We start from the raw sequence: 18,212 nt of genomic DNA, 5'->3' as shown, positions 1-18,212 counted from the left end.
ATGTAGAAGCCTTGAAGGTATCGTCAGTGAGAAGCCCGGGATACTGTTAGAACTGTCAGTTTTCTATTCGAATTTCCGATTAATAGCGAGCTGTTTGACGTGAAAAAAAACGGCCAGACTGCAGTCTGACCGTTTCGGTGTCGGGTCTGTCGGCTTAGAACAATATCTTCGCCACATCCGCAAAACGCTTGGCGAAATGCACCGTTATCCCTTCCTTCAGATAATCCGGCAACTCCTCGAAACTGCCACGATTCGGCTCCGGCAGGATCAATTCGAAAATCTTCTGCCGCCGCGCCGCAATCACCTTCTCGCGCACCCCGCCAATCGGCAAAACATGACCGGTCAACGTCAGCTCGCCGGTCATCGCCACGCCTTTCTTCGGCGGTTGGTTGCGGGCCAGGGACAGCAGGGCGCTGGCCATGGTCACGCCCGCGCTCGGGCCGTCTTTCGGGGTGGCGCCTTCTGGAACGTGCAGGTGGACGAAAGCTTCGTCGAAGAATTTCGGATCGCCGCCGAACGACTTCAGGTTGGAGCTGACGTAGCTGTAAGCGATTTCCGCCGACTCTTTCATCACGTCGCCCAGTTGCCCGGTGAGTTTGAAGCCACGGTTCAAGGTGTGAATCCGCGTCGCTTCGATCGGCAGGGTCGCGCCGCCCATGCTGGTCCAGGCCAGGCCCGTGATGACGCCGGTGCCTGACAGCACCTGTTCGTTGCGGAACACCGGATGGCCGAGGGAGGCTTCGAGGTCTTTCGGCCCGAGCTTGATCACTGCTTTCGGATCGTCGATCAGCTTGACCACAGCCTTGCGCACCAGTTTGCCCAGCTGTTTCTCCAGCTGGCGCACCCCGGCTTCGCGAGCGTAACCGTCGATCAACGCCTTCAGCGCGCTGTCGTTGATGCTCAGGCTGCCTTTGGACACGCCGGCTTTCTCAAGCTGCTTGGGCCACAGGTGACGTTTGGCGATGGCGATTTTTTCTTCAGTGATGTAACCCGACAGGCGAATGATTTCCATCCGGTCGAGCAACGGGCCGGGAATCGAATCCAGGGTGTTGGCGGTACAGATGAACAGCACTTTCGACAGGTCCATGCGCAAGTCGAGGTAGTGGTCGAGGAATTCGACGTTCTGTTCCGGGTCGAGGGTCTCCAGCAGCGCCGAGGCCGGATCGCCCTGGTAGCTCTGACCCATCTTGTCGATCTCGTCGAGCATGATCACCGGATTCATCACTTCAACGTCTTTCAACGCCTGCACGAGTTTGCCCGGTTGCGCGCCGATGTAGGTGCGGCGGTGCCCCTTGATCTCGGCTTCGTCGCGCATGCCGCCGAGGCTGAAGCGGTAGAACGGACGCCCCAGGGATTCAGCGATGGATTTGCCCACGCTGGTTTTACCCACACCAGGCGGGCCGACCAGCAGCACGATCGAACCGCTGATCTCGCCTTTATAGGCACCCACGGCGAGGAATTCGAGGATACGGTCCTTGATGTCGTCCAGACCGGCGTGGTGCTTGTCCAGCACCTTGCGCGCGTGTTTCAGGTCGAGCTTGTCCTCGCCATACACGCCCCACGGCACCGATGTCGCCCAGTCGAGGTAGTTGCGGGTCACCGCGTACTCGGGCGAGCCGGTCTCGAGGATCGACAGCTTGTTCATTTCCTCTTCGATACGTTTTTGCGCCTGAGCGGACAGCACCTTGCCTTCCAGACGCTGTTCGAACTGTTCGATGTCGGCGCTGCGGTCGTCCTTGGTCAGGCCCAGCTCCTGCTGGATGACCTTCAACTGTTCCTTGAGGAAAAACTCGCGCTGGTGCTCACCGATCTTGCGGTTCACTTCAGCGGAAATTTCTTTCTGCAGGCGCGCGACTTCGACTTCCTTGCGCAGCATCGGCAGGACTTTTTCCATGCGCTTGAGCATCGGCACGCAATCGAGCACTTCCTGCAACTCATTGCCTGTCGCAGACGTGAGGGCGGCGGCAAAGTCGGTCAGGGGCGACGGATCGTTGGGGCTGAAGCGATTGAGGTAGTTCTTCAGCTCTTCGCTGTACAGCGGGTTGAGCGGCAGCAGCTCCTTGATCGCGTTGATCAGCGCCATGCCGTAGGCCTTGACCTCGTCGGTCGGCTCGGTGGGCTGGTGCGGGTATTCGACTTCCACCAGGTACGGCGGGCGATGGTGCTTGAGCCAGGTGCGGATGCGCACGCGGGTCAGGCCTTGGGCAACAAACTGCAGCTTGCCGTTTTCGCGGCTGGCGTGGTGCACCTTGACCAGCGTGCCGTAGAGCGGCAGGGCCGAGGTGTCGAAGTGGCGGGGGTCTTCCTGGGGCGTGTCCATGTAGAACAGGGCCAGGGAGTGGTGATCGGATTTGCTGACCAGATCCAGTGTTTCAGCCCACGGTTCTTCGTTGACGATGACCGGCAGTACTTGCGCCGGGAAGAACGGGCGGTTGTGGATCGGGATGATGTAAACCTTGTCCGGCAGGTTCTGGCCTGGCAGGGCGAGGCCTTTGCCGGTGGAATGGTGTTCGGCGTTCTCCGGATCGGCGTATTCGCTCAGGTCTTCGGGGAGTTCTTGCTGGTCGCTCATGGGGCACCTGCGCAATGGGATATGGGTCTTAGATGGGGCAGGCGGGGGGTGGTTTCAATGGGAGGGGTTAATTCAGCGTATTCGAGTATTGCGCAAGCGTTCGATTATTCCGCAATAACGCAGCACGTCATTGTGGCGAGGGAGCTTGCTCCCTCGCCACAGGGCACAGAGCAAAGGTCACAGACACAGAGGAATGCGTCTGCTAGGGAAGATTGATTTGATCCAGCACCCGGTTCGCCGTGATCTCCGCCAGCATGATGCTGTTTGAAATACCCAGCAAAACATTGCGCGATCCACCATCAAGGTGGTCTACCAATTGATGGACCATCACATCGACCGAAGCCAGCGTCTCGACCAGATAAACCGCCAGGGTCTCGGTCGTGGCCTGCGGGTCCACTGTGAATAGGGTACTGGGCGTGCGGGGTGAGGCTTTGATGTCGGCAATCGACGGGCGGGGAGGGAGGTCGTCGGTTTCAGGGGGATTCGGGGTTGGTTTGAACATGGTGAAGCTCCAAGTAGGTAATGGAGCTGCCACTGATCACCGCGACGCAATCAAAGGTGGCAGCTGTGCGCAGGTTCGCGGACCGAGCTACTTGGCAAACCCGGCATACCCGAAGGTATCCCACGCACAGCCACCATAAGACCAGACGACGAAAATTGAAGAACCGTCGGTTCGGGGCGGGTGATTATGCACCAAGTAAGCTAATTCGGGCCGCGACGCCCGTTCGCTGAAGTCTCAGCGACTCCAAAAGCCTATCTTTCCGGCTTCCGATACAACAACCGCTAGAGTCTGTCGGAATTCTCTTTGTTACCAAAGGCATCTGTAGGACCTGAACCCGTTTTTTCAGGCCGATCGCGATCAAATGTGGGAGTGAGCCTGCTCGCGATGACTGTTTAACATTCAGCATTGAAGTCACCTGACACACCGCTTTCGCGAGCAAGCTCAGCTCCCACAGGTGGTGTCCCACAAATGGTCTTCCCCCAGATGATGTCTCACAGGGCATATCCCACAGAAGGCCAGTAGTGTGTCAGCCATTAAATTCAACAAGCCACAAAAAAAGGCGACCCCCTCGCAGGAGTCGCCTTTCCTAATAACTGCCGCTAAAACTTACTCGGACAGTTTGTACGCCATCACATAGTCACCCTGCTTGGTGCCCAGCGAGCCATGACCGCCAGCAACGACCAGCACGTATTGCTTGCCGTCCTTGCCGGTGTAGGTCATCGGTGTGGTTTGTGCGCCTGCTGGCAGACGACCTTCCCACAGCTGCTTGCCGTTTTTAACGTCATAGGCACGCAGGTACTGGTCGAGGGTGCCGCTCAGGAAGCCAACGCCACCGGCGGTCACGAAGGTCCCGCCCAGGCTTGGAACGCCCATGCTCAGCGGAATCGGAACCGGCGAGCTGTCGCGCACGGTGCCGTTCTTGTGCTTCCACAGGACTTTGGAAGTGGTCAGATCGACTGCCGCCACGTAGCCCCAAGCGGGCGCCTGGCAAGGCAAGCCCATTGGCGACAGCAGCGCTTCGAGGACTACGCCGTATGGCGCGCCTTTGTTCGGCTGCACGCCTTCGGTTTCGCTTTTACGCGGGCCTTGGGCAGCGATTTCGGCAGCGGGGATCATTTTCGATTTGAACGCCATGTAGCTCGGGTTCACGAACGCGATCTGACGCACCGGATCAACCGAGATACCGCCCCAGTCGAACACGCCGAAGTTACCTGGATAAACGATCGAACCCTGCAGCGATGGCGGCGTGAACGGGCCGTCGTAGCGCATGGATTTGAAGTCGATCCGGCAGATCAGTTGATCGAATGGCGTCACGCCCCACATGTCGCGTTCCTGCAACGGTGGCGGCATGAGGTTCAGGTCGGATTTCGGTTGGGTCGGCGAAGTGTGATCACCTGCGACGGCGCCTTGTGGAACCGGCACTTCATTGATCGGCACAATCGGCTTGCCGGTGCTGCGGTCCAGCACGTAGATGCTGCCTTGCTTGGTCGACGCGAGTACCGCTGGCTTCACGCCATCAGCGGTTTTCAGGTCCATCAGGGTTGGCTGGCCACCGACGTCCATGTCCCACAGGTCATGGTGGGTGAACTGCATGTGCCAGCGTACCTGGCCAGTGGCGATGTCCAGCGCGGTCAGGCCGGCGGCATGCAGTTCCGACTCAGGGGTACGATCACCACCGAACTGGTCCGGGGTCTGGTTGCCCATTGGCAGGTAGAGCATGCCGAGTTTTTCATCGACGGCGAACATGGACCACATGTTCGGCGAGTTGCGGGTGTAGACCTTGTCATCGGCAATCGGCGTGGTGTCGTCCGGATTGCCGCTGTCCCAGTTCCACACCAGTTTGCCGGTATGCACGTCGAACGCGCGGATCACGCCGCTTGGCTCGTCGGTGGAAACGTTGTCGGTCACGTGGCCGCCAATCACTACCAGGTCTTTGGTCACGGCCGGTGGCGAGGTGGAGTAGTAACCGCCGGCATTGAAGCCGCCGATGTTGGCGCTCAGGTCGATCTGGCCTTTATCGCCGAAGTCTTCGCACATTTTGCCGGTGTCGGCATCCAGGGCGATCAGACGGGTATCGGCGGTCGGCAGGAAGATGCGACGCGGGCAAACAGCGCTGACCGGGGCAGGGCTGGCGGTGCCGGTCGGGCTCTGCTCGGAAGCGTAAACGGCGTCATCGTGATACGACACGCCACGGCAGGTCATGTGCGCCCAACCCTTGAAGTTCGCCGCGTTTTGCGTCGAAAGCTTCGGATCGAAACGCCAGATTTCCTTGCCGGTGTCCGGGTCCAGCGCGATCACCTGGCTGTGCGGCGTGCACACGTAGAGCATGCCGTTGACTTTCAGCGGGGTGTTTTCAGCGGTGGTTTCGCCCGGATCGTTAGGGCCAGGAATGTCACCGGTGCGGTAAGTCCAGGCTGGAACCAGCTTGTGAGCATTTTCCGGGGTGATCTGCGCCAGTGGCGAGTAACGGTCGCCATGCGCGCTGCGGCCGTAGGAATTCCAGTCACCATCGGCCATGGCCGGTGCGGTGTTGGTCATGCCGTCAACGCTGTCGCGATCCAGTTGGCCCTTGATTTCACCAGGGTTGGTGAATTGGCTGGCCAGTGCAGTAACGCCCGCCAGCACAACAGCCACGCTCAGTGCGCCGGTGCCCATGGGGGCGGCGCCGGTAAGCAGCAGTGGACGACGGAACCACGGCAGCAACATGACGATGCCGAGGGCGAACAGCAGTGCCAGTCGCGGCACCAGTTGCCACCAGTCGAGGCCGACCTCCCACAATGCCCATACAGTGCTGGCGAACAGCACCAACGCGTAGAGGCCCAGTGCTGCGCGGCGGGCAGCAATCAGCAGCGCACCAGTCAGCGCCATGCCGATACCGGCCAGCAGGTAGTACAGCGAGCCGCCCAGCATGCTCAGCTTGATCCCCCCGGCCAGCATGGCCAGGCCCATTAGCAGAAGCAGAATGCCGAGCAGCGTCGGCAATAGACGGCTTCGACTCAAAGCACCATCAGTGCTCATAGTGTGGTTCTCCGTGACGTTTTAAGTAAGTCCGCGCAAGTTCACTGTAGATGACGATCCTGTGCGGGCATGGTTCATATGAAAAAGTGAAACTGTTGGCGCGGTCATTGTGGGAGCGGGCTTGCCAGCGATGGCGGTGTGTCAGTCGGCGTCAACGTTGGCTGACACGCCGCTATCGCAGGCAAGCCCGCTCCCACAGGTTTTAGGGCATGGATTAGAAAGATGAGGTGACCTTGATCCCGCCAATCAGCGCGTCATCGACCTGGTCCACGCCACCGGGATGGCGGATGTATTGCAGGTTCGGGCGCACGGTGAGCCAGTTCGTGACGTGCACGCCGTAATAGAGTTCGGCGCTGTATTCGGTGTCCTGCGGTGGCAGATAAGACGGATCGTCAAAGTCGTAGACGGCGCGAGCCTGATTGGTCGCCTCGGCGTTCTTGCGATAGGCCGGGTTGACGTGGACGCGGGCCATGGCGAAACCGATGTCGTCCTTGGCGCGTGCATTGAACAGGCCTTTGTAGACGACGCCTGCCTGGACGTAGTTGTCGATGGCATTGGTTTTCTTGTCGTGCATCGTGCCGTTGGCGAACACGCTCAAACCGCGGGAGTTGTCGCTGGCGCGGCTGGTCAGTTGTTGCTGCACACCCAGCCACACGCCGTGTTTGCTGGAGGCACTGCGGTAAGCCTCGCCACTCAAGGCAGCCGGCTGACCGTTGCTGTCCTTGTAGGCGTCGGTGGCCTTGGCGTTGCTGTAGTAGTAACCGGCGCGGTACTCGCCTGGCAGGCCATTGAGCTTGGGCGACCACACCAGTTCCACCGGCAGGATCGCACCCTGCGTGCCGCTGCCACTGAGTTTGAAACCATTACCGCGATCCAGGTTGGACGGGTTCTGCTCATAGGCACCGACCTGCGCGTACAGCTCGGGTGTCAGGTGATATTTGACCCGCATGGCCCACTGGCTGACCGGCCAGTTGTACCAGATGCCGCCGACCCAGTTACCGACCTGGGAACCGCAGAACGCCAGGTTCTGGAAGTCGCAGGGGAAGCTGTTGAAGTCTTCGCCTTCGCCGAAGCGGCCAGCCTTGATGTCGAGTTTCTGATCGAAGAATTTTTGCTGATACCACATCTGCGTCAGACGCCAGGTCTGCCCGCGGCCCCAGACTTCCTGGGCCGAGGTGAACCCACCGACGCGGGGATCGTTGATGCGGTCATTGCTGATGTTGTTGCCGCTGCGTTCGGTGATCGTCAGCTGAAACTCAGCGTCGTCCCAGCCCAGGATTTTCTGCAGGTCCAGGTGCGTGCCGAAGCCGAACTGGTCGCTGTACCGCGCCGTGCGATCGTGGTCGTAACCGCCGTGCAGGTTGCTGCCCATTTCACCGGTGTAATCGACTTTGAAGTCGTAGCCTTTTTCCGAAAGTTCGGTGCGACTGCCGTTCCAGTCACCGAGCATCCACGGTGATTCGCTATCGAAGGCCGGAGCGGCCTGGGTGCAGGTAGCAAGGCCTAATGCGGTGAAGCCGCCAATCAGGTTGAGGGCTTTTCGACTGGCAACAGACAAGCAGACAGCGCTGTCTCGCAAAGTGTGGAAATCGGGCATGGGGGGAGATTCTTGATCTTTTTCTGGGGAATGAACTGAAAACAGCAGGCGTGAAGCAGGCAGCGGAAGCGTTTCAGCGGGTGCGGGCGTAAGGATAATGTTCTGTTACAAATAGAGAAAGGGCTTTTACTGACATGCAGCGTTTCGGATTTGGTAACAGTCCACCTGCTTTCTGTCGGCGCAACGCTTTTGGGAGCAAGCCTTGCTCCCACAGGTCCATATCCATATCCAGTCCGAACCCCAAGTCCCTATCCCTATCCCTATCCAGGTTTTCACCTACATTTAGCCAAGAGCAAACTCAGCCCTTCCACCCGAAGATCCCCTCGGCTAAGGTGCGCGGCTTCCCATTCTTTCACCGCTCGAAGGCCCGGCATGACCGAACAGAACAACAACCCGCTGCACGGCGTGACGCTGGAGCAAATCCTCAATGCCCTGGTTGAGCATTACGAATGGTCGGGGCTGGCCGAGCGCATTGATATTCGCTGCTTCAAGAGCGATCCCAGCATCAAGTCGAGCCTGACCTTCCTGCGCAAAACCCCGTGGGCGCGGGAGAAAGTCGAGCGTCTGTACATCAAGTTGATGCGCACCAAGCGACCGGTCTGAACATGGTCAACCACTCTGCCGCGCGACGACGTTTTGTGGCCGTGGCGGCCATCCTCGGCTGGGCAGGTTTGAGCATTCAGCTGTACCTGATTCTCTACTCACGCTGGACGCTGGAAGCCAGTTTGCTCGGCGGGCTGATCAGCTTCTTCAGCTACTTCACGGTACTGAGCAACACGCTGGTAGCCACCGTCCTGACCTGTGAACTGACATCCCGCGACTCGGCAGCACGCCGCTGGTTTTTGCAGCCGTGGGTGAGCAGCGCGGTGGCGGTGAGTATTGCCGTGGTCGGGCTGGCGTACAGCGTGCTGCTGCGCCATCTGTGGCATCCCGAAGGCTGGCAGTTCCTGGCCGATGAGCTGATGCACGACGTCATGCCGCTGCTGTTTCTGGTCTATTGGTGGTGCTGCGTGCCCAAAGGCACGTTGCGCCTGCGGCATATCGGCCTGTGGGTGATTTATCCGCTGGTGTACTTCGCCTATTCGCTGTTTCGCGGGCATGTGCTGGCGGTTTACCCGTATCCGTTTATTGACGTGGACAAGCTCGGTTATCCACAGGTGTTGGTGAATGCGGGCGGGTTATTGGCGGGGTTTGTGGTGATTGCGCTGTTGGTTATCGGGCTGGATCGGTGGCGCGCGGGTCGAAGCTGAACACCCACTGTGGCGAGGGGACTTCTGTGTTGAGTGGACTTCTGTGGTGAGGGGACTTCTGTGGCGAGGGGACTTGTCCCCGTTGGGCTGCGAAGCAGACCCAAAATTTATGCCCCCCCCAAAAATGTCGACAGCTGTCGAAGATTTTGGGAGCGCTTCGCACTCCAACGGGGACAAGTCCCCTCGCCACAGAAGTCCCCTCCACAGAAGAGCTCTAGCCAAAGCAGAGCTCAAGCCACAGAAGAGCTCTAGCCACAGCAGAGCTCAAGCCACAACAGAGCTCAAGCCACAGCAGAGCTCAAGCCACAGCAGAGCTCTAGCCCCAGAAGACCTTTAGCCACAGGAAACCGACGAGACAAAAGCTGTCATTCGTCGTCGCTGTCATCCAGCCGCCAGTAGCCGACCGCCTTGACGAACTGCTCGTCCAGCCCGTGCTCATCCAGCAGAATCCGACGAATCTGCCGCGACACTTTGGTCTCGGTCGCTACCCACGCATACAGATTCCCGCCAGGCACCTGCAACTGCTTCACGGTCGTCAGCAAGTGGTCTTTACCACCCTCGCGCAATACCCAGATCACATCGACCTGCGCCGCGCTTTCGAGCCTTTGCTGCTCGGCGCCGTTTTCCACTTCAATAATCACCAGCACCCGACGGTTGGCCGCCAACCCCTCCAGCCGACGTGCGATGGCGGGCAGGGCGGTCTCGTCGCCGATCAGCAGGTAGCTGTCGAAAATGTCCGGCACGATCATCGAGCCCCGTGGCCCGCCGATGTGCAGGAACTGGCCGGGTTTGGCCTGTTCGGCCCACGTCGACGCAGGACCATCGCCGTGCAAGACGAAATCGATGTCCAGCTCCAGTGTGTTCAGGTCGTAGCGACGCGGCGTGTAGTCGCGCATGGCAGGCTTGGGGCCGTCGTCTTTGCCCGCACCGAGCACCAGGGTTTCCAGCGCCGCCTGTTCCGCCGCGTTTTGCGGGAACAGCAGCTTGACGTGGTCATCGGTTCCGAGACTGATGAAGCCTGCCAGTTCAGGGCCACCCAAGGTGATGCGGCGCATCCGCGGGGTCAGGTCGACCACGCGCAATACTTCCAGTTGACGACGTTTGATCTCATGCATGACGCGGTGGATGGTTTGGGTTTCTACAGCAGTCATTCGGCGTTCTCCTGGGTGGCTTGAACGGCAGGGCCGTCGACGATGGCTTTGGCGGTGTCGTTGAGCAGCGAGCTGACGCGAAGGATTTCCGCCGGACTCCATCGCCCGTGATGCAGTTGCAGCGCATGACGCAGGTTATGCACAGCCTCATGGATCTCGGCGGGACGATCATGGCCGCGCAATGAGCGTTTGCTCACGTCGATGCGCATCCGTACACCTTCCAGCGCAATCGCCTGATCCGCGAGGGACTGGCGACCGGCGTCAGTCACCCCATAGCGTTTCTTGCCGGCTTCGGCATCGCCCTGAATCAGGTCGCTTTCTTCCAGAAAAGTCAGGGTCGGATAGATCACGCCGGGGCTGGGGCTGTAGGCGCCGTCGAACATGTTTTCGATCTGGCGGATCAAGTCATAGCCGTGACACGGCTGCTCGGCTATCAGCGCCAGCAGCAGCAATTTCAAGTCTCCGGGGGCGAAAACCCGTGGGCCGCGGCCACCGCGTTCGCGGCCAGGGCGCTTCTCAAAGCCGTCGCGGCCGTCACCGTGTTCGCGGTGGGGGGAATGATGGTCTCTCATCTTTTGCGTTCTCTTCGTCGTATTTAGATACAACGTAAGATATATCTTTAGCCGAGCGCAAGATGCGGGAGGAAAAAAGCGGCCTCAAGCTGACGAGCGGTGGGTAACCCCGCTGTGCAAATTATCAAAGGGCCAGCAAGACCTTTCTCACACCCAAAATTTAACCAGAAGTTAAAGCTATTACTCTAATTGGTTTAGAGTTAGTATTCTAAAATTGTTAAAGCCCCGTGTTACATAGTTAAAGTTGCTGTATGGTTTTTTTAATGAAACTGTATGTAGGCCGTAACTTACAGTCACTGTTTGCTATTTGGGTTTTTTGTTTCTTTTTCCTTCGAGGTGTGGGGTGGTTTAACTACGCGCTCTTGGGAAGTTGCCTGCTTACTTTGATTCTTGAACAGTCGAAGATGCTCGGGCATTGAAAGGCCAGGCAAGTGGCGGACTAAAGGTCCTCTTGTTTGCAACTTTCAATGAACCGACTCCATAAAGAAAACAGGTACTTAACAATGTTCAAGAAACTCGCAATCGCTGCTCCTCTGGCTCTTCTGGCTTTGGGTTCGTCCGGTGCATTTGCTGCCGGTGAAGCGGCTCACTCGATCAGCATCGTTGCTCATGTGCCGACCAACGGTTTCTACGTGGTGCCGACTAACCCTGATCTGGTGAACAAGGATCAGGACATGAGCTTCCAGCCAAGCTCCGGCAAAATGGGGGAGGTCAATGGCTTCTTCGATTTGCGCAACAACAATGGCTCGGTCCACGCCAGCCTGGACACCACGCCAAAGCTGATCTCCGGCGCCAACTCCGCTGATCTGAAAGTCACCCTCAATAATGTCGAACTGACCACTACACCAAAACCGGTTGTGGGCGAGGCTGAGTCCGATGTCAACTTCCGTGCGGCGCTGAACATTGCACTCAAAGACGCCACCATTCCTGCACCGGGCGATTACACCGGTGTTGTCGCAATGACCTTCGACGCCGTTCCTCCGGTCGTCACTCCTTGATCGAGTCATCGATCAACAAACGCTGACTGTTCAGGTTCGCGTCACCCGAGGGGGCAAACAGCAGTGTTTGCTCCGTCGGATTTCAATGAGTTCGTAATCAGAGAAAGAGTTCATGTTCCCGATGACACCCATCGCGGCGGCGCTTGCGCTGCTGTTTTGTGCCAGTGTAGCGGCGGCTCCGGTTTCCTCTGCCGGAACGACACCGCGAAGCCTGTTGGCCCAGGCCAAAGGTCTGCCGGCGGATTTCGAAGAGCATTTCTTTGATGTCCCTCTGGCTGTTCGGGTGGAGCTCGATCAGCAGCCACTGGGGGAAGCGATGGTGGTGCTGTCTCGCGATGATCGCATTACCTTGCTCGAATTCACCGACACCAGCGAAAACCGTTTCAGCCCCGCCGAACGGGAAAAATGGGCGAGCTACCTCAAACCAGGCGTGCCACTGGGCAACTGCACCGGCACATGTCCGGATCAGGTGCTGGCGGTGCACTACAACCTGGAAAGCTCGTTGGTCTCCATCCTCACCGAAAACGCTGAGCGCGATGTGCAAGCCAAACGTTACTTCGATCAGCCTCTGGGCGGCAGTAGCGGTTTGATGGTGCGTAACCAGCTCAACCTCAACGGTGGCCAGGATCAGGATCTGGGCGGACGCTATGGCCTCGAAGCCAGCGCAAGCCTGGGCAACTGGAGCCAGACGTTCAACATGCAATTGGCCCGCCTCGGCGGTCCCGATGACAAGCTTTATCACGCGGTCCATGAGCTTTACACCCAGCGCGAACTGCAAGGCAGCTTCCTGCGCCTGGGCTATTTCACCCCCAATTCCGAAGGGCTGACCCGCCAACCGCGTACGTTTGGCACCAGCCCCGACACTGCCGTCGGCGTCATGTACGGCAGCTCCGACAGCCTGGCGATCAACAGCCCGATGCCCAGCGTCTACCCGATCTACGTCACGGCCAATCGCCAGGGATCGGTGGAGATCTATCGCGACGGTCTGCTGATCAACACCCAGTCGGTGCCCGCCGGTTTGCAGACCCTCGACACCCGGCCACTGCCGGGCGGCATCTACGAAGTGGAAGTGCGCCTGGTCGAAGACGGCCAGATCACCTCCACCACCCAGGAGTTGGTGTACAAGCCCAACAACTGGCGCAACCTCGACGATCGCTGGCGCTACAACCTGTTCGCCGGTGAAGAAAGCAAGCTGCTGAGCAACTGGGATCAACAATCCAGCGGCAGCCCCACGGCAGGCGCCTCGGTCAACTACCTGATGCACCCGCGGGTGATTCTCGGGCTGTCGGCGCGGCAGATTCGCGAAAAACTGCAGTACGGTAGTTCCATCGACTGGACCCTGGCCAACCACCTCAGCCTGTACGCCAACGTCTATCAGACGCAGGATCATGGCACCGGCCTCGATCTGCAAAGCCTCTATAACTATGGCGCCGGCAGCATCGTGGTCAGCCACAACCGCAGCTGGCTGGACACCACCAACCTCTACGAAACCCTGCCGGACGGCACGCGGATACGCCAGCGCAATGTGTTTGTCGGCGAGACCAGCAACTCATCCCTGGCGCTCAATCATCGGCTCAGCAGCAAAAGTTCGATCAATGCCCGGGTGTCCCACAGCGAAGGCAACGTCGAAGGCGTCGGTCTGGACCTGGGCTGGAACCAGCGCACCACGTTGTTCGGTAGCGATGGCAACTGGCGGCTGTCGCTGTTCGATCGGCCCGGCAGCTACAGCAGCGGCAGCGCGCGCAATCGCGGTGTCGACCTGAGCGTCAACCTGGCATTGGGCGCACCCGGCCAGCAGATCACCGGCAGCATCGGCTCGCGCACGGCGCGGGACGGCGGTCGCGACAATAACGGCTCGATCGGCTGGCGCAAGGATCTGAAGGATCACGTACTGCAAAGCGTCTCGGTCACCGCGCTCACCGACACGTATGGCGTCGGCCTTTCCAGCCTGGCGAACTTCCGCACCGACCAGATCAATGGCGATGGCTTTGTTCAGCGCTCGTCCTACAACGGCAACTTCACCGGTGGCCTGAACCTGGACAGCACCCTGGCCATCGGCGGCGAAAAAATGATGTTGACCAGCCAGTACGAGATGCGCGGCGCGGGCCTGATTGTCGATGTGGAATCGGACATCGATGACATTGCCCTGCGCGCCGACGACTACAGCGGCGGCAGCGCGGCGTTGAGGCCGGGGCGTAACTTCATCCCGATCACGGCGTATCAGAACAGCTCGGTGAGTTTCGACTTCGAGGGCAACCACGTACCGGCGGCGACCATCGAGCCGGCACGCACCCGCTATCACCTGAACAAGGGCGGGGTGGAGTATCGCAAGATCCGTGTGATGAAAACCCTGACCGTGCTCGGCCGGCTGATCGATGCCAAAGGGCAGCCGCTCAAAGGCCATCACGTGATCAACCACGCCAGCCGGGGGGTGACCGAAGTCGATGGTTTCTTCTCGATGGAAATGAACGCCGGCTCGCCGACCCTGGAAGTGCGCCAGGGCAATCAGTTGCTGTGTCAGTTCCGCCTCGACGCGAGCCGTCACCGCAGTGAAAACAATGTGCTGATGATCGGTGATCTGCGCTGCACGCCGGACACCTTGGCGGACGTCACGTTTACCGAACAGAAGGCGGGTTGATCCTATGAAAAAGTCCACGTGCTGCCTGGGGTTGTTGATGGCATTGAGCGTGCCTTCGGCGGAGGCGGCGAATCGGGAAATCAGGGCGTTGTTTCAGCCCGATCCTTCGCAACCGAACAAAAATGAATTTCTCAACAAAACACCGAACAGTGGGTATTGCGCGATCTATCCAAGCCAGTGTGCCGACAACAACATGTTCAGTATCCAACTGCCGGTTCGGTTCGACTCCAGTCGCTCGATCGCGACCGGCGAAAGCATCGGACTGAAAATGCCGGCCAACTGGCGATGGTTGACCGTCACCAATGCTGAAACGCAACAAACAGAGACCGTTGCAGTGCGCATCACCGGTGCTGGCTCCCAGTTTGTTCTGAGCGATTCGGCCGCCAACCTGGTCGGGGTAACGGACCCACTGGAAGGCCATAAAAAGCTATGGACAACCAGCAGTTGGGTCAACACGCGACCACCTTGTCAGTACAGCGGCGTGGGGGCATATGGCGACAATTTCTATCGGTTTTTCTGGAAAACACCTGTGGAGGCATTCTGTGAGAAGGTGGCTACCTACCCCATTCCCTCCATCTACTTTGACACCCTCGACATCGCCTATGAGTTACGCACGCCCAACCCCTTGGGCATGTCGAGCGGGCTTTATACCGGTGCCATTTCCTACACCGTGGGCCCCGGCGCCGATATCGATCTGGGATCGCTGATGATTCCAAACGACGGCAGCCTGACCCTGGACTTCGTCCTCGACGTACAGCACACCCTGAAAGTCGATCTGCCACCGGGCGGCAACAAGGTGGCGCTGGAACCCGAGGGCGGTTGGCAGCGCTGGATCGAAGGCGGTCGCAAGCCCACCAGGATCTACCGCGACCAACTGTTTTACCTGTCGGCGTCGTCGCGCTTCAAAGTCATGATGCTGTGCGACTCGACCGGTGGCACTGCCTGCAAGCTGGGCAGCCCCCAAGGCAATGTCACCGAGGTGGAAACATTCCTCACGCTGCCCGACGGCATTACGGGAGTCGACGGGGGGCCAGTCAAGCAGCAGCCGTTGCGGTACAACACTTGGGCCGGCCCCTTTCAACCCGGGTTCTATCTGGATCGCAAGGCCGGCTCGCTACGGTTCGAGATGCGCCGAGCTGCCATCGACTTCCTGTTGCGCCCTGGCTTTACCGACACGCTTAGCGGCGATATCACCATTATCTGGGACTCGGACGTATGACCGTTGCGGTCAGTTCTTTCACATTTTTCACAGGATTGAAAACCATGAACCGAGTGTGTTTGCTGGGGTTGCTCAGCGTGTTTTGCATGCCGGCGAACGCCGGGCCGCAGATCAATGTCGGCACCGTGTATGACTATCTGGATGCGGATAAAAGTACCTACCTGAAACGGGTATTCAACAGCGGCGACAGCACCGCTTTCGTCAAGGTCAACGTGCTGGAAATCGTCTACGACGCCGACGGCACGCCCAAGGAGGTCCCTGTCGAGACCGCCACCGACGGCGCCTCGCGCAATGGCGTGATGGCAAGCCCCGCGCGGCTGATCGTGCCGGCCCAGGGCATGCAGGGCACGCGCCTGGTGTACATGGGCGAGCGGGATCGCGAACGCTACTTCCGTGTGCGGTTCGTGCCGGTGGTGCCGGAGAAGGAAGACGAGTTCCTGGTCAGCAGCGAAGAGCGCGAGGACTACAAAAAGAACCTGTCGGCGGGGGTCAACGTGATGACCGGGTTCGGCACCGTGTTCTTCGTTCGGCCCAAGGACGCACGGTTCGAGAGCGTCATCAATGAAACCGACAATCGTTACGAGGTGCGCAATAACGGCAATACCGTGGTGATTGTCGATGAATTCAAAAGCTGTTCATTGAGCAATGAAAGCGACTGTGGCGCGACCACCAAACACCATGTCATGGCCGGCAAGGTCTTTGGCTTCGATAAGGAAAAGGGGCGCGAGTACCGGTTCAAACTGATCGAAGGCGACCGCAAAAACGACCTGAAGATTGTCAGTCGCTAGACCGGCTATTCATTGACGCAACGGGTAACGAACATGATCAAGCAATGCGCCGCCGTCGTGCTGACGGCAATGACGGTACTGACGGGCTCGTTGACATGGGCGGCCCGGGAAGAGCACACCTTCGAGGTGTCCCTGACCATCCCGAGCCGTTCGTTTTACCTGATCCCGGCTGAAGCCGACTGGATACACCGGCCACAGCGACTGCACTGGGACCATCCGACCTCGACCCTGAGCAGTGTGCGCAAGAACTTCGATGTGCGCCATGACACCAGCGCAATTGAAGCCCGCCTGGAGGCCACACCCTACCTGTCCAACGGCAGGCCGAGCGACGACATCGCGTTGCGGGTCAGTTTCAACGGTGTGGAGTTGAGCCCTGATATTGCCCCCCGGCAAGTCGTGTCGGCGGCCGACGCGGCCGCGGGCATCCGGGTGCCACTGGAAATCGAGCCGGTAAAGCCGGTCGGGGGCTATCGGCCAGGGGACTACAGCGGCAACGTCCTGTTGTTGTTCAGTGCCAGGGCGCCGGGGGAGTAGGGGATGCCGGCACCGGAGTTCAGATACCGCACCAGGGATGCAAGACAATGAGTGTGTTCAACAGAAAACGCGTCAAACGTTGCAGTCGTAGCCTGTGCATCGGCTTGCTGTCAGGACTGTTTGCAGTCGCGGCGCGGGCGGAGATACATAACATTGAAGCCACGTTTCAACCGGACCCGGCGAACCCGCACAAAAACCAGTTCAAGAATCAGACGCCCTCGGAAGGGTTTTGTCGCCAGGCGCCGGAAGCCTGCGAGTCGGCGGGGCTGTTCAGTCTGATCGCGAGTATTCCGTTTACCGCCAATGCGCCCATCAAGGCCAATCATGCCGATCCGCGTCAGGGAGGGATGGCGAAAGTCCCCTCCAGCTGGCGAGACGTCACGGTCACCCACACGTCGGGCGAAACCACGACCTTACAATTGAGAATCGCGGGCATTGGTCATGAGTTGGGTTTGCCCCTTGCCGTTCATGAGATTACTGAAGGAGGGTGGTGGGACGAATTGTGGGAAGGTGGCGCCTGGCTCTATGCACCAGCGCCCTGCCAGGGCGTGGGGATGTACACCTCTGGCTGGCATGGTTACAACAGCTTCTGGAAAGTCCCCGAAGGCGCCGGGATGTGCAGTAAAAAGGCGAAATTCGACATTCCGATGGCCATGCGTTACCTGTATTTCGTCTATGCCTACGAGTTACGCACCCCTGATCCGTTGAAAATGGGTTCGGGCGAATACACCGGCACCGTGACATACACCGTAGGCCCGGGTCAGGACTTCGACATGGGCGACGTCATGATCCCGGCAGACAATCTGTTGATCATGAACTTTCGTCTGATTGTCTCGCATACGCTCAAAGTCGACATTCCCCCGGGTGGCAACCGCGTCATCCTGGAGCCCCAAGGCGGTTGGCAATCCTGGCTGTCTGAGGGGCGTAAACCCACGCGTTTGTTCCGCGATCAGACGTTCAATATTTCCGCGTCGAGCCGCTTCAAGATGAACCTGCAATGCCAGTATGTCAGCGGCATTAACTGTGCACTGTGGGAACCGATTTCCGGTCACGCCGTGCCGCTGGAGGTTGGGGTTACTTTGCCAGGTGGATTGACGGACGGATTGGGACAAGCGGTGACTCGTCGACCCCTGCGTCGTGATGGTGTGGGTACCGAGCTGTTTCAGGCGGGTTTCTATGTAGACCAGAAACCCGGCACGCTGCATTTCGAAGTGGCCCGAGAAGCAGTGAATGAAATGCTTCATCCGGGCGTTTCCCGAAGTTACTCGGGCAATGTCACGGTCATCTGGGATTCTGAAGTGGGCTGAACAACGTGGCAGACAAACAATCAGCCCCGAGTGGATGACACTCGGGGCTGACGTAGGGGCAGTCTC

14 protein-coding genes are annotated in these 18,212 nt (G+C 59.1%); 8 read left to right on the top strand and 6 right to left on the bottom strand.

Going from position 1 to position 18,212, the window contains the following annotated elements:
- Positions 1 to 154: 154 nt before the first annotated feature.
- From lon to H7698_RS20585, 4 genes are all read right to left on the bottom strand, one after another.
- Positions 155 to 2,572 carry an endopeptidase La gene (gene lon, locus H7698_RS20600; RefSeq protein ID WP_194692663.1) on the bottom strand — a complete coding sequence of 806 codons (2,418 nt, stop codon included), beginning with the start codon at positions 2,570 to 2,572 and terminating at the stop codon, positions 155 to 157.
- 202 nt (positions 2,573 to 2,774) lie between these two features.
- Positions 2,775 to 3,074 carry a DUF6124 family protein gene (locus H7698_RS20595; RefSeq protein WP_194692662.1) on the bottom strand — a complete coding sequence of 100 codons (300 nt, stop codon included), beginning with the start codon at positions 3,072 to 3,074 and terminating at the stop codon, positions 2,775 to 2,777.
- Between the two features lie 606 nt (positions 3,075 to 3,680).
- On the bottom strand, positions 3,681 to 6,092 hold the full coding sequence (locus H7698_RS20590; RefSeq protein WP_194692661.1) for a glucose/quinate/shikimate family membrane-bound PQQ-dependent dehydrogenase: 2,412 nt from the start codon (positions 6,090 to 6,092) through the stop codon (positions 3,681 to 3,683).
- A 214-nt stretch (positions 6,093 to 6,306) separates the two neighbouring features.
- Positions 6,307 to 7,689 (bottom strand): carbohydrate porin, encoded by a 1,383-nt coding sequence (locus H7698_RS20585; RefSeq protein WP_194692660.1) that lies wholly within the window; start codon positions 7,687 to 7,689, stop codon positions 6,307 to 6,309.
- A gap of 372 nt (positions 7,690 to 8,061) precedes the next feature.
- Between H7698_RS20585 and H7698_RS20580 the strand changes: the two genes are divergently transcribed.
- Positions 8,062 to 8,292: a VF530 family DNA-binding protein gene (locus H7698_RS20580; protein ID WP_162438744.1), complete on the top strand. Its 231-nt coding sequence runs from the start codon at positions 8,062 to 8,064 to the stop codon at positions 8,290 to 8,292.
- A 2-nt stretch (positions 8,293 to 8,294) separates the two neighbouring features.
- Complete coding sequence (locus H7698_RS20575) at positions 8,295 to 8,939, top strand: Pr6Pr family membrane protein (protein WP_194692659.1); 645 nt, start codon at positions 8,295 to 8,297, stop codon at positions 8,937 to 8,939.
- A gap of 365 nt (positions 8,940 to 9,304) precedes the next feature.
- On the opposite strand, the gene H7698_RS20570 is transcribed toward H7698_RS20575, so the two are convergent.
- A complete protein-coding gene (locus H7698_RS20570; RefSeq protein ID WP_194692658.1) occupies positions 9,305 to 10,090 on the bottom strand; it encodes a siderophore-interacting protein in 786 nt (261 codons plus the stop codon).
- Complete coding sequence (locus tag H7698_RS20565; RefSeq protein ID WP_194692657.1) at positions 10,087 to 10,662, bottom strand: PadR family transcriptional regulator; 576 nt, start codon at positions 10,660 to 10,662, stop codon at positions 10,087 to 10,089. The genes H7698_RS20570 and H7698_RS20565 overlap by 4 nt, the downstream gene beginning before the upstream one ends.
- Positions 10,663 to 11,165: 503 nt before the next feature.
- Between H7698_RS20565 and H7698_RS20560 the strand changes: the two genes are divergently transcribed.
- The 6 genes from H7698_RS20560 to H7698_RS20535 all read left to right on the top strand — a co-directional run bounded on the left by H7698_RS20560 (position 11,166) and on the right by H7698_RS20535 (position 18,146).
- Positions 11,166 to 11,660: a CS1 type fimbrial major subunit gene (locus H7698_RS20560; protein WP_162438748.1), complete on the top strand. Its 495-nt coding sequence runs from the start codon at positions 11,166 to 11,168 to the stop codon at positions 11,658 to 11,660.
- Positions 11,661 to 11,772: 112 nt separating this feature from the next.
- Positions 11,773 to 14,298, top strand: coding sequence for a CS1-pili formation C-terminal domain-containing protein (locus H7698_RS20555; RefSeq protein ID WP_194692656.1), 2,526 nt, complete (start codon positions 11,773 to 11,775; stop codon positions 14,296 to 14,298).
- Positions 14,299 to 14,302: 4 nt separating this feature from the next.
- Positions 14,303 to 15,517 carry a hypothetical protein gene (locus H7698_RS20550; protein ID WP_194692655.1) on the top strand — a complete coding sequence of 405 codons (1,215 nt, stop codon included), beginning with the start codon at positions 14,303 to 14,305 and terminating at the stop codon, positions 15,515 to 15,517.
- Between the two features lie 44 nt (positions 15,518 to 15,561).
- Positions 15,562 to 16,305, top strand: a complete 744-nt coding sequence (locus H7698_RS20545; protein WP_194692654.1) for a molecular chaperone — start codon at positions 15,562 to 15,564, stop codon at positions 16,303 to 16,305.
- Between the two features lie 33 nt (positions 16,306 to 16,338).
- Positions 16,339 to 16,839, top strand: a complete 501-nt coding sequence (locus tag H7698_RS20540; protein ID WP_194692653.1) for a CS1 type fimbrial major subunit — start codon at positions 16,339 to 16,341, stop codon at positions 16,837 to 16,839.
- 47 nt (positions 16,840 to 16,886) lie between these two features.
- A complete protein-coding gene (locus tag H7698_RS20535; protein ID WP_194692652.1) occupies positions 16,887 to 18,146 on the top strand; it encodes a hypothetical protein in 1,260 nt (419 codons plus the stop codon).
- Positions 18,147 to 18,212: the final 66 nt, after the last annotated feature.

Source organism: Pseudomonas sp. p50(2008), from assembly GCF_015351605.1.
GTDB lineage: Bacteria > Pseudomonadota > Gammaproteobacteria > Pseudomonadales > Pseudomonadaceae > Aquipseudomonas.
This window is presented reverse-complemented; position numbering and strand designations above follow the sequence as displayed.